At 39.3% G+C, this 12,521-nt stretch carries 12 protein-coding genes; all 12 read left to right on the top strand.

Annotated features, from left to right (window positions below; genetic code table 11):
• Positions 1–18: 18 nt before the first annotated feature.
• The 12 genes from ACFQ4A_RS01830 to hflX all read left to right on the top strand — a co-directional run bounded on the left by ACFQ4A_RS01830 (position 19) and on the right by hflX (position 12,519).
• Entirely contained in the window at positions 19–483 is a 465-nt protein-coding gene (locus tag ACFQ4A_RS01830) for a chemotaxis protein CheX (RefSeq protein ID WP_382397125.1), read from the top strand.
• Positions 484–506: 23 nt separating this feature from the next.
• Complete coding sequence (locus ACFQ4A_RS01835; RefSeq protein ID WP_382397126.1) at positions 507–2,534, top strand: chemotaxis protein CheW; 2,028 nt, start codon at positions 507–509, stop codon at positions 2,532–2,534.
• A 16-nt stretch (positions 2,535–2,550) separates the two neighbouring features.
• On the top strand, positions 2,551–3,012 hold the full coding sequence (locus ACFQ4A_RS01840; RefSeq protein WP_382397127.1) for a chemotaxis protein CheW: 462 nt from the start codon (positions 2,551–2,553) through the stop codon (positions 3,010–3,012).
• 23 nt (positions 3,013–3,035) lie between these two features.
• Positions 3,036–3,392, top strand: coding sequence for a response regulator (locus tag ACFQ4A_RS01845; protein WP_382397128.1), 357 nt, complete (start codon positions 3,036–3,038; stop codon positions 3,390–3,392).
• 64 nt (positions 3,393–3,456) lie between these two features.
• A complete protein-coding gene (locus tag ACFQ4A_RS01850) occupies positions 3,457–5,223 on the top strand; it encodes a methyl-accepting chemotaxis protein (RefSeq protein WP_382397129.1) in 1,767 nt (588 codons plus the stop codon).
• A gap of 88 nt (positions 5,224–5,311) precedes the next feature.
• The gene (locus ACFQ4A_RS01855; RefSeq protein ID WP_382397130.1) at positions 5,312–5,947 is read left to right on the top strand and encodes a response regulator transcription factor; all 636 of its coding nucleotides are present in this window, start codon (positions 5,312–5,314) and stop codon (positions 5,945–5,947) included.
• 947 nt (positions 5,948–6,894) lie between these two features.
• A complete protein-coding gene (locus tag ACFQ4A_RS01860) occupies positions 6,895–7,665 on the top strand; it encodes a CheR family methyltransferase (RefSeq protein WP_382397131.1) in 771 nt (256 codons plus the stop codon).
• 793 nt (positions 7,666–8,458) lie between these two features.
• On the top strand, positions 8,459–8,908 hold the full coding sequence (locus ACFQ4A_RS01865) for a Dps family protein (protein ID WP_382397132.1): 450 nt from the start codon (positions 8,459–8,461) through the stop codon (positions 8,906–8,908).
• Positions 8,909–8,928: 20 nt separating this feature from the next.
• Positions 8,929–9,864: a tRNA (adenosine(37)-N6)-dimethylallyltransferase MiaA gene (gene miaA, locus ACFQ4A_RS01870; protein ID WP_382397133.1), complete on the top strand. Its 936-nt coding sequence runs from the start codon at positions 8,929–8,931 to the stop codon at positions 9,862–9,864.
• 38 nt (positions 9,865–9,902) lie between these two features.
• Positions 9,903–10,127 carry an RNA chaperone Hfq gene (gene hfq / locus ACFQ4A_RS01875; protein ID WP_382397134.1) on the top strand — a complete coding sequence of 75 codons (225 nt, stop codon included), beginning with the start codon at positions 9,903–9,905 and terminating at the stop codon, positions 10,125–10,127.
• Positions 10,128–10,279: 152 nt separating this feature from the next.
• Positions 10,280–11,200, top strand: a complete 921-nt coding sequence (spoVK, locus tag ACFQ4A_RS01880; protein WP_382397135.1) for a stage V sporulation protein K — start codon at positions 10,280–10,282, stop codon at positions 11,198–11,200.
• A gap of 83 nt (positions 11,201–11,283) precedes the next feature.
• Positions 11,284–12,519 (top strand): GTPase HflX, encoded by a 1,236-nt coding sequence (gene hflX, locus ACFQ4A_RS01885; RefSeq protein WP_382397136.1) that lies wholly within the window; start codon positions 11,284–11,286, stop codon positions 12,517–12,519.
• Positions 12,520–12,521: the final 2 nt, after the last annotated feature.

The raw sequence follows: 12,521 nt of genomic DNA on the forward strand, positions 1-12,521 counted from the left end.
CGTAAAAAGGAGTTAGAGATGATGCAAATTACTGTAAACGAAAGAAACAAAATGGTGACAGAACTGCTGAATGGCACTTTTTCATCCTTAGAAACAGTCGTGTCAATCGAACACACTAGGATGAAACCCCAGTTATTAGAAAGGAATTTTCATATTGAATATGGCGTTTTGATTGGTATTACGGGTGATATCAAAGGGAAATTGATTTTATCGGGAAACCCAGCAGTTTTTAGTAAGATAGGTGAAACCATGTATGGCATGCCACTGGAAGGCGACATGCTCTTATCGTTCAGTGGTGAATTAGGCAATATGATTGCTGGCGGTCTCGCAACAAATATCGTTGAAAATGGAATCAATATTAATATTACCGCCCCTACGCTGATGCAGGGAAATACGACATTATCAGGTTTTAAACAGGGGCTTCGTGTAACGACTTCTTTTGATCACACGGGCGAAATAGATATTATCCTATTGCTTGATTAGTAGAGAGGGGAAGGATGTGGCAAATGGATACAAACGATTACCTTGAGGTGTTCCTTGATGAGAGTAACGAACATTTACAATCAATGAATGATCATCTTTTGGAACTGGAGAAAAACCCGGAAGATCTCGACATCGTCAACGAAATTTTTCGCTCAGCCCATACATTAAAAGGCATGGCCGGTACAATGGCGTTCGATGATATTGCATCACTGACTCATAAAATGGAAAATGTGTTCGACAAAATTAGAATTCGGACGTTGGAAGTCAGCGAAGACGTTATAGACATTATTTTTGAGGCACTTGAATTGCTCGAAGAAATGGTCGGGGCCATTAGTGAGGGGAAAGACGGTAACAAAGATGTCAGTCATCTTGTTTCGCAGCTGGAACAATTGGAGAATGGAACATCTTCAGCACCGGAACCGGATAAAAATCAGGAGAATGAAACATCTGATTCCATGCTTGAAATCGATCAGTACCAGATGACTGTCATCAAACAGGCAGGCGAACAGGGATACACCCCTTTTCAAATAACCGTTACGCTGTCCGAGGATTGTTTATTAAAATCAGCACGTGTTTATATGGTATTCGAAGTTTTGGAACATCTTGGTGAGGTTATTAAATCGGTTCCTGCTGTGGATGATTTGGAGGAGGAGAATTTTGAACAGCAATTTTCCTTAATTCTTTTATCAGATGAATCAGCAGAAGACATTAAAGTGGGTATACATAAGGTTTCTGAGATCGAGGATGTCGACGTGTTCGTACTGTCCATTAATGCTAGTGAAAAAGCTGAAGGTGAAGCAGAGGATAAGAAAGACTCAGAAGCCGGCAATCGTTCGGATAACGATGATTCAGCCAATCAGGACAAACCTAATAACAAAGGTAAAAGTGTATCATCTAAAACCATTCGTGTCAGCAGTGAACGTATTGATTATTTGATGAATCTTTTTGAAGAACTCGTTTTGGACCGTGGCCGTCTTGATGACCTTTCAAATAAGTTAAACAATCATGAACTAAGCGAGACTGTTGAACATATTTCCAGGGTGTCGCAGGACATGCAGGATTTGATTTTATCAATGCGTATGATTCCTGTTGAACAGGTTTTTAACCGATTCCCGCGAATGGTCAGGGGATTAGCAAAGGACTTAGATAAAAAGATTGACCTTGAAATTGTCGGGGCCGAAACAGAACTGGACAGAACAGTTATCGATGAAATAGGAGATCCGCTGGTCCATTTAATTCGAAATTCTGTTGACCATGGTGTTGAGTCACCGGAAGAGCGAAAACGGGCTGGAAAACAGGAAGAAGGTAAATTAATCCTAAGGGCTTACCACAGCGGCAACCATGTTTTCATTGAAATAGAGGATGATGGGGGTGGTATCAACCGTGAAAAAGTGGCTCAGAAAGCCATTAACAATGGCCTTCTCTCCACTGAACGTGCTGAAAACTTACTGGATGACGATATTTATCAGCTGATTTTTTCGTCAGGCTTCAGCACAGCTGAGAAGGTCTCCAATGTTTCAGGGCGTGGTGTCGGTCTGGATGCAGTGCGGATGAATATTGAGACACTGGGAGGTCATATAACAGTTGAGTCTGAACCGGGGAAGGGAAGCAAGTTTTCCATTCAATTACCGCTGACTCTTTCCATCCTATCTTCCTTATTGGTTCATGTTCAGAATGAAACGTACGGTATTCCGCTATCTTCTGTCATTGAGACCGCCCTGCTGAAAGAGAAGGATATTATGTACTCCCACCGTCAAAAAGTGATGGATTTTAGAGGAAAAGTTGTTCCGCTTGTGTCATTGCAGGATGCATTTGATGTGCCGGACAGTGAGAGGACAGATGAACGGGAACAGCCCTATGAATCGGTTGTCATTGTGAAAAAAGGTGAACGAATGACGGGGTTGATCGTCGATTCCTTTATTGGGAAAAAGGAAGTTGTTTTAAAGTCACTTGGGGATTACTTGAAGAATGTATTTGCCATTTCAGGAGCAACGATTTTGGGGAATGGTCAGGTTGCACTGATTATTGACCCGAATGCATTGATTAAATAATAGAGGAGGTCTCAACATGAATGAATCCATTAAAGTCGTTGTTTTTCGTATGGGCGAACAGCGGTATGGGGTTGATATCCAAAATGTTCTTGGGATTGAAAAATTACAGACAATAACCGAAGTGCCACAGACATCCGCCTTTATTAAGGGTGTCATCAATTTACGTGGGGATATTACACCCGTCATTGATTTAAAGGAGCGTTTACAGTTAGGTGAAGCAGAGCATGCCGAACACACCCGGATTTTAATCGTGAATATGAATGATATTCAGGTTGGTCTGATTGTTGATGCAGCAACGGATGTTATGGATATTGACTTAAGCTCCGTCGAACCGGCTCCGGAAGTAATCAATGGGGTTAACGACTCCTTTTTAAGGGGTGTCGCTAAATTAGAGGATAATCTATTAATCTTGTTGGATTTAAAGTATGTTTTAAACTTTGATGAAGTCAATGAAGTCAGTGAAATAATCGAGGATTAAGAATATAAGGAGGAAAGATAAAAATGGCAACGATACTTGTCACAGATGATGCAGCTTTTATGAGGATGCAATTAAAAGACAATCTTACAAAGCTTGGCCATGAGGTAGTCGGTGAAGCGGAAAACGGGAAAGATGCCGTTGAAAAATGCCAGGAATTAGAACCGGAGCTTGTAACGATGGATATCACCATGCCTGAAATGGACGGTGTAGAAGCTGTTAAGGAAATTAAAAAAATAAACTCAGACGTAAAGATTATTATGTGTTCTGCAATGGGACAACAAAGTATGGTTCTGGATGCTATTAAGGCTGGTGCTGCCGATTTTATTGTAAAGCCTTTTAATGCCGAGCGAATTAAGGAAGCGTTGGACAAGGTGTTATAGGCAGATATTTATATCCCGGATTTTTAGAATAAAATGAAGATCAAACTTTTTTATGCGGAAGGTGATGAAAGTGAAATTAAAATCTCTATTTAAATTTAATTCGTCTATTAAGTCAAAACTTATTACAATCTCAATTCTCCTTTTAACGGTCCCGTTGATTATCTTAGGTATTTTTAGCTATCAAAAAAGTGCATCCAGTTTAGATGAACTTGGTAAAACGAATTTAAAAAATAATGTGGAAATGACAATTGAAATGATCAATGCCTTAAATGAGGAAGTTGAAGAAGGTAATCTTTCATTAGAAAAAGCACAGGAACAAGTAAAGGTTTCTATATTAGGTGAAAAAAATGATGACGGAACCCGCCCCATCAATGAAAATATTGATTTGGGTGAAAATGGCTATATGATTGTATATGATCAGGAAGGTACTGAAGTTGCTCACCCTACATTAGAAGGTGAAAACCTGTGGAATGAAGAAGATTCAAACGGGAATAAATTCGTTCAAGAAACAATTGAAACAGGAAATAATGGTGGAGGGTACGTATATTATGATTGGCCTTTACCTGATAAGGAAAACCAGATTGAAGAAAAGGTTACCTATACCAAAACCGATGAAAATTGGGACTGGGTGGTTACGGCAAGCACTTATATGATGGATTTCAATCAGCCTGCCAATGACATTCTAACCTTAATCCTGATTGTAATAGGAGTTACATTGGTTGTTGGTATCTTGATCATCTGGATGTTTTCGAATAGTATTTCGAAACCGATCGACAGGGTATCTGAACATATGAACCATCTTGCTGATGGAGACCTGACACAGGAGCCATTAAATCTAAAATCCAAAGATGAAACTGGAAAATTAGCTAATGCCATGAATCACATGCAGGATAGGTTAAAAGAAATAATTAAAAATGTTTCCAAAACATCTGAAACACTTTCGAGTCAAAGTGAAGAGTTAACGCAATCCGCAAATGAGGTGAAATCCGGTACAGAACAAATTTCTACAACCATGCAGGAGCTAGCATCCGGTTCCGAAACACAGGCCAATAGCTCAAGTGAGTTATCGTCTGCCATGTCAACCTTCTCCACAAAGGTGCAAGAAGCGAATGAAAAAGGGGAACATATTCAGCAGGAATCAAACGATGTCCTTAGCTTGACAGATGAAGGCAGTCATTTAATGAATAATTCCGAGGAACAGATGAATAAAATTGACCAAATTGTGCAAGATACCGTTCAAAAAGTACAAGGGTTGGACACGCAATCTCAGGAAATTTCTAAATTAGTATCCGTCATTAAGGATATTGCTGACCAAACCAATCTATTAGCCTTGAATGCAGCAATCGAAGCTGCTAGAGCAGGGGAGCATGGTCAAGGCTTTGCGGTAGTTGCCGATGAAGTAAGAAAATTGGCAGAACAAGTATCTGATTCCGTTTCCGATATTACTGGAATCGTTGGCAATATCCAAAATGAATCCAGTGTGGTAACCAATTCCTTACAAGAAGGTTATAAAGAAGTTGAAAAAGGAACCGAACAAATTAAAACGACTGGTGAGAAATTTGAGGGGATTAGTGAAGCCGTCACAAATGTAGTGAATAGCATTCAGACGGTAACTGACAATATGTCCGAAATTGCAGCCAACAGTCAACAGATGAACAGCTCCATTCAGGAAATTGCATCCGTTTCTGAAGAATCCGCTGCAGGTGTTGAACAAGTATCAGCATCGTCTCAACAAACAAGCAGTTCTATGGAAGAAGTTGCATCCAGTGCGGATGATCTTGCTCGATTAGCCGAAGATTTAAACGGCCTGGTTCGTCAGTTTAAGCTATAACAGAAAATAAATTGAATATGGAAGTTCATTGAATAATGGACTTCCATATTTATAAGTGGACTATTTAATGAATAGGAGAAAACACATAATGGGTACAATCGCAATCATGAAAGAATCAGGTATACTTCGTGATGGTGTTCAAAAGGTAATAAAGGAAAACTTTCCCGAGTACGTCGTATCAGTATATGATTCCAGACACCAAAACGCACTTTTTAAAGAAAGCTGTCTAATAGATTTAATGATCATTGATATGGACATAGGCATCAACGCATTAAGATTAATTGACTATTTCTCAGAAAAGCAGACAAAAACAGCGATATGGATTTCTGAAGTTGAAAATGACACCTTGGTAAAATTATTTAAAAAAGGACTGGATGGTTACTTTTTTAATGGAATGAAATCGAATGAACTGATATTTGCCATAGAAAGTATGTTAAACGGCAGACTATATATTCACCCGTTTCTATCACCTATACTATTAAACGATTATATAAAAACTACTTATAATAAAGTTAAGCGACCAAATGGCATACTGACTGAGCGTGAATGGGATATTCTTGAACAAATCGTTAAAGGCAATAAAAATTCTGATATAGCTGAAAAACTTTTCATATCACAAAAAACCGTTAAAAATCATCTGTTATCTATTTTTAAGAAGTTAAATGTTACAGATAGGACAAATGCCGCCTTATTAGCAGTCAAAAATAACTGGTTTGCTTTGTGAAAAAAACGGATGGGAGGGAATACCTTCATCCATTCTTTTGATTATAAATGAATTAAGCTGAATCCATTACTTCATAGGAATTCCTTCCTTTGTTCTTTTCTTTGTATAAGGATATACTAGCATTCTTTAACATGGAAAACGTTGTTGTTATCTTGTAAAGGAGCCATTGCGATTCCCATGCTGTGGTCACTTCTAAAGAAAGACCATTAATACTCCGAGATTCTTGTATTGTATATCCTTTTGAACACTCTCTGCAATGGCTACTCATTATCCCTTGCACCAACTTCAGGTAATTGAATGATGAATTCGTCACCACCAGGGCCGGTAAGAGGAAAAGTCAATTAATTCCACACTTTACACAAAGCCGTACAACTAAATGCCCAATATGGCATTGGTAGTCATTGTGCTTATAAAATCGTTGGTAAGAATTAAAAGCAATCGATCGTTACATCAGGAAGAGACTTAGAGTGGCGACATGACCATCCGAATCAAAGAAAAGGATGGAAAATGACAGGGAAGTGGAATAATGAGTTTTTCGCAAGAATAGGTCTTATGCCAGCATATTGGTACTTTTGTATATGGTAACTTAAAAATCGACAACCATGTTCATTGAAAATCCGGCCAGTAGATTGATAATCTCACATGTATAAATACATACTTTCACCATAAAATCTATGGGTTCACAGCTATATACACCGAATGAACCAGGCTCTACAATCGAAACAGAAAAGGAAAATGGAAAGAGCAAAAGAAACAGGGCAGGAGTACTACACCCCTGTTACGCAAAATAAATGCCAGGAAAAGAACAGCAACGGATTGATGAACAAATGAAACACGTTGGTAAGCCGTATGCTTTAAAAGGGCACATGCGGTTTGATGAGGGGATAGCCTTGAAAAAGGTTATCCTACTCTATTATGAAAAAAGGAACTGAAAAGGAGAGACGCACATGGATGATTACGCCTATTTCGTTGACCATATTAAAAATATAACAGGTATTGATTTATCCTTTTATAAAGAACAACAGATGAGAAGAAGATTGTTATCTTTGAGTAACAAACATGGATGTCGTAATTTAGTAGGTTTTTCCAAAGCAATAGAAAAAAGTCCGGAACTTTTAGAAAAATTTTTAAATCACATGACGATTAATGTATCAGAGTTTTTCCGTAATCAAAACCATTGGAAAATCCTAGAGGAAATGATTGCGAAAGGAGCGTTAAACAAGAATAAGTTAAAAGTGTGGAGTGCTGCTTGTTCTACCGGAGAAGAACCCTATTCTTTAGGTATCCTTCTTTCAAAGTATCTGAACCCAAGTGATTTATCTATTTTGGCTACGGATATAGATCAAACGGTATTGAACAAAGCAAAAGTAGGGACATACCATAAAAATTCATTAGAGGGATTAGATTCCAAATTAATCGATAAATATTTCCATAAAGGTGAACGCGATTTTTATGAATTAAATAAGAAGATTAAACAGCTAGTTACATTTAAAAAGGGAGATCTTTTAACTGATCGCTTTCAAAAAAATTTTGATTTAATTGTTTGTCGCAACGTTATGATTTATTTTAACGAAGATGCTAAAAACCATTTGTATCAGAAATTTAGTCAATCATTAACAAAGGGTGGGGTGTTATTTGTAGGTTCAACCGAGCAACTATTTAATCCGGCACAATACGGATTGAAGTCTGTATCCTCTTTTTTCTATCAAAAAATATAAAGTGTTGATATGAACCAGAAGCATTTAATAAACAAAGGAACATTCCTTTTAGGATTTACCAATCCAAATATAGCATAAACGGGCTTGACTTCCAACAAGGAAATTCTGGGAGTCATGCCTATTTACACTGGAGAATACTGATGGTACCAAGCTTTTTATCCATCCGTATATCCCTTCTTGAGTTCTGGAAATTCATCCTGTAATAATCTTGATGATCGCCCTTTTAGATACTGCAATATTTACGTGAAGCAAGGCTTGGAGGACAAGATAATAACAAATGAATGTGATCTTGCCGACTCTCCCTTGCAAGATTGTAATTCCTCTAGCCTCACAACCTTGTCTAATCAATTCCCTTGTTCTTACCGTTATGTGACCCCGTAATACCTTGTAACTATACTTTGTCACTTAGATAACATGATACTTGATATCATACACCACATGACTATTTTTTCTATATCCGTCCATACTTTCACCTCATGATTTAGTATGGACAAAAAAGATAGGGCTAAAAGCTGATATCGTCTAAAGACGGTGGAGTTAGACCAAGCATTTGTAAGTTAAAGGTTATATATAACTTGATAGGAAATAATTTTTTAAAATGACCACAGTTCGGATAATTAGGAACAAGAGTCCGTAATTGATAAATTGTGATATACCATAATTTGTTATATAATCTCCTTAGGAAAAAAGGTGAAAAATAAGTAAAAATGAGTCGAATAAAAAGGGTGATGTAATTGATGTATAAATGATTAGCACCTCGTAAAACCTAAGATAAAAATGCGAGGTGTTCATTATGGATAATCAAAAGCTTATTAACTTTTTGAACCAGCTGTTGTCCAACTATTTTGTCATGTATGTGAAACTGCATCGTTATCACTGGTTTATTCAGGGAAAACATTTTTTTGAGCTTCACAAACAATTTGAAGACATGTATCAGACATTTGCTGAAGATCTTGATGCGATTGCTGAAAGAGTGTTAATGATTGACGGAAAGCCACTCGCGACCATGTCAAAATACCTAAAGGAAGCGACGCTGGAAGAAGCAACAGCGGACGATAAAGAAGATGAAATAACTGCCAAGCTGATTGAAGATTACCAGCAGATTATTAAAGAAATTAAGGAAAAAGGGATTCCATACGCATCGGAGCAGGATGACGAACCAACATTAGATTTGCTCATTTCCCTCCAAGGTAAATTAGAGAAATATGTCTGGATGTTGCATGCCTATCGTGCGTATGAATAAAGCTAAATAGGGGAATGCTGATGCGAACGCCAGTTATAGCTATTGTGGGACCGACGGCCGTTGGGAAAACCCGGTTAAGCATTAAGATAGCGGGCCGTTTTGATGGGGAAGTCATCAGTGGGGATTCTATGCAAGTGTATAAAGGGCTGGACATTGGAACTGATAAAATTACCGAAGTTGAAAAACAGGGGATTCCCCATCATATGATTGATATTAAACATCCCGAAGATCCGTTTTCGGTCGCTGATTACCAGAATTTGGTGCAATCCCATATTGAAGAAATCGATTCACGCGGGAAACTGCCGATTATTGCCGGTGGAAGCGGTCTTTACATCCAGGCCGCTTTATATGATTACCATTTCGCCAAACAGCGACGAGATCAACACGTCACGGAACGTCTGGAAGAAGAGCTTAAAGCGAAGGGATCCGGCACGTTACATAATCGTCTCTGGGAAATTGATCCGGGTCATGCGGCAAAGGTACATCCAAACAATCACCGCCGTCTCATCCGGGCGCTGGAAATCTATGAAACAACCGGAATGACCATGTCTGATTACCAACGAAATCAGCTGGAGAATTCCCCCTATAATTCGATTTTTATAGGTTTGGAAATGGATCGTGAGCGGTTGTACAGACGCATAAACAACCGGGTTGATCATATGCTGGAGGGGGGCCTCCTGGAAGAGGTTAAAGTACTTTACAATCAAGGGTACGAAAATCACCAGTCAATGCGGGGTATCGGTTACAAAGAATTCATACCCTATTTTAAAGGTGATCAGACATTTGATGAAACCGTGAGTTTATTGAAGCGAAATTCCAGACGTTATGCCAAACGGCAATATACCTGGTTTAAAAATAAAATGAAGGTGAATTGGTATACCGTGACGTCAGAAACAATTGATGAAACATTTGGAAAAATTTTGACTGATTTGGCAGGAATGTTGCAAAAAATATAGAAGTATTTATGTACAGATAGAAAAGAGGAGGAAATTCAATGGCGCAGTCGGTGAACATACAGGATCAGTATTTAAACAAACTACGAAAGGACCATGTTTCCGTTACAGTTTTTCTGACGAATGGTTTTCAACTCCGGGGGGTTTTGAAAGCATTTGACAATTTCACAGTATTATTGGAAACAGATGGTAAACAGCAGCTGATTTTCAAGCATGCGATTTCAACATTTGCTCCTGTAAAAAATATCGCACTGGACAAAGAATAATGGAAACGGGCGCTCACACGCGTCCGTTTTTATCTTTTACACAGAAAACGAAGCAGGGTATTCACTTAACAGTGGATTGACAGGTGCGAAATAGGCATTTGTCACACCCCGGTGTTTTGCCGCGTATACTATCGTGACGAAGGGGTGATCATGTGGATACGCAAAAACTGCGAAATAAAAACGGGCAAATTAATATTATACTGCAGGATAAACAGACAAACGTCTCTGAAGCGGATAATCAGCATTTTACAGCAGGCAACCCGTTCTCCCATATTGATGCTGAATTTTCTTCATTTATTGGCATGAACCAATTAAAACGGACGATAAAAGAAATCTATGCTACCATTGTGGTTAATGACAAACGGCATGAAATGGGACTAACCAGATCAAAGCAGGTTCTCCATATGCTGTTTAAAGGTAACCCCGGTACAGGAAAAACAACTGTCGCTAGAAAACTGGCCAGAATGTACTTTGACATGAATTTGCTTTCCAAAGGCCATTTTATTGAAGCCGAACGTGCTGATCTGGTTGGCGAGTACATTGGTCAAACTGCACAAAAAACACGGAGCATCATTCAAAAAGCAATGGGAGGCATCCTATTTATTGATGAAGCTTACTCACTTGCACGGGGCGGTGAAAAAGATTTTGGTAAGGAAGCCATTGATACACTGGTGAAACATATGGAAGATAATCATAATGATTTTGTACTGATACTGGCAGGGTATCCATATGAGATGGAGCGGTTTTTGACGCTTAATCCCGGTCTGAAATCCCGATTTCCGTTTATATTGGATTTTCAGGATTACAATATTGATCAGTTGACGATGATTGCCAAACAAATGGTTCAGGATCGGGAATATGAATTGACGAAAGAGGCGGAATGGAAATTGCGGACACACTTATACAAACAGAAACAGCAAACACAATCCAATTTTGCCAATGCCCGCTACATCCGCAATATCATCGAACAATCAATCAGATCTCATGCCGTGAGATTATTAAATAAGGAAATGTTCTCCGTTGATGACCTGATTTTTCTGACAGGGGATGATTTGTCCCTGAACACAACTTAAATTTGACTAAAAATTGTTGTGGAAGCAGTTCTTTGCTATGATAATGACTGGATAAAAACGTTAAAAATGGAAGAGGTTTTGACATGTCGGAAAGGGTATTACTGCTGGCGGTGAAAATGCCAGGGGTTGATGATAACCAATTTGAATCGTCACTGGCTGAGTTGCAATCACTGTCGGAAACAGCAGGTGGCTACGTTGAAGACATCATTGTTCAAAATCGCCGGCGAATTCATCCTGCTTATTATATCGGTGAGGGAAAAGCGGCGGAAATCGGCGAAGCGGTTAAAGAGCTGGAAGTTGATCTCGTCATCTCCAATGACGAGTTATCAGCCGGTCAGCTGGGGAACTTAAGCGATGACATCGGTGTCCGGGTCATCGACAGGAGTCAGTTGATTCTCGATATTTTTGCTGGGCGTGCCCGTACGAAAGAGGGTAAGCTGCAAGTCGAGCTGGCCCAATTGGAATACACCCTGCCAAGGCTGCGTGGTAGAGGAGAGGAAATGTCCCGGTTAGGTGCGGGGATTGGGACACGCGGCCCCGGTGAGACAAAATTGGAAACCGATCAGCGGCATATCAGACGGCGGATCGATGATATAAAACGTCAGCTGAAACAAGTTGTTCGACAGCGGGAGCAATATCGAAAACGCAGAAAAACAAATGACGTTTTTCAAATGGCCATTATCGGCTATACAAATGCGGGAAAGTCGACGCTATTTAATCAGCTGACACAAAGTGAAACAACAGTGGAAGACCAATTATTTGCCACACTTGATCCGTTAACGCGTCATATTCAGCTACCGTCCGGTTTTCAAACATTGGTAACCGATACGGTTGGGTTTATTCAGGATTTGCCCACAACTTTGGTGGCGGCATTCAGATCAACCCTGGAAGAAGTGAATGAAGCCGATTTTATACTTCATGTTGTTGATGCAACGAATGATGATGTTGTGCGGCACCAGCAAACGGTTAACAATTTGCTTCATGACTTGGGTGCTGACATGATACCTGCGCTCACAGTTTATAATAAACAGGATCAGCTGGACGCTGATTTCATTCCGATGCATTATCCCAATATTTTAATGAGTGCATTTGATTTAACAGACGTTAGCCACTTGTTGGCGAAACTCGAGGAAACATTAAAGGCGGAGTGGGAGTGGTATACCATCCATTTAGCACCTGATCAGGGAAAAATCCTGTACAGGTTGGAAACCGAAACGATTGTGACGACACGTTTATTTCAGGAAGATACAAATGAATACATGGTCAATGGGTATATACGTCCGGATCACGCATTGAAACGTTTATTGAAGGAGTCATAAGG

The sequence above is a fragment of the Lentibacillus salinarum genome (assembly GCF_042679865.1).
GTDB classification, from domain to species: Bacteria; Bacillota; Bacilli; order Bacillales; family Amphibacillaceae; genus Lentibacillus; species Lentibacillus salinarum.

Bases quoted from the DNA above. Each gene is read 5' to 3' on its own strand.
- ACFQ4A_RS01840 (WP_382397127.1), top strand. From the start codon at position 2,551: ATGAATGAATCCATTAAAGTCGTTGTTTTTCGTATGGGCGAACAGCGG.
- ACFQ4A_RS01845 (WP_382397128.1), top strand. From the start codon at position 3,036: ATGGCAACGATACTTGTCACAGATGATGCAGCTTTTATGAGGATGCAA.
- ACFQ4A_RS01830 (WP_382397125.1), top strand. From the start codon at position 19: ATGATGCAAATTACTGTAAACGAAAGAAACAAAATGGTGACAGAACTG.
- ACFQ4A_RS01835 (WP_382397126.1), top strand. From the start codon at position 507: ATGGATACAAACGATTACCTTGAGGTGTTCCTTGATGAGAGTAACGAA.
- ACFQ4A_RS01860 (WP_382397131.1), top strand. From the start codon at position 6,895: ATGGATGATTACGCCTATTTCGTTGACCATATTAAAAATATAACAGGT.
- ACFQ4A_RS01850 (WP_382397129.1), top strand. From the start codon at position 3,457: ATGAAAGTGAAATTAAAATCTCTATTTAAATTTAATTCGTCTATTAAG.
- hfq (WP_382397134.1), top strand. From the start codon at position 9,903: ATGGCGCAGTCGGTGAACATACAGGATCAGTATTTAAACAAACTACGA.
- ACFQ4A_RS01865 (WP_382397132.1), top strand. From the start codon at position 8,459: ATGGATAATCAAAAGCTTATTAACTTTTTGAACCAGCTGTTGTCCAAC.
- hflX (WP_382397136.1), top strand. From the start codon at position 11,284: ATGTCGGAAAGGGTATTACTGCTGGCGGTGAAAATGCCAGGGGTTGAT.
- miaA (WP_382397133.1), top strand. From the start codon at position 8,929: ATGCGAACGCCAGTTATAGCTATTGTGGGACCGACGGCCGTTGGGAAA.
- ACFQ4A_RS01855 (WP_382397130.1), top strand. From the start codon at position 5,312: ATGGGTACAATCGCAATCATGAAAGAATCAGGTATACTTCGTGATGGT.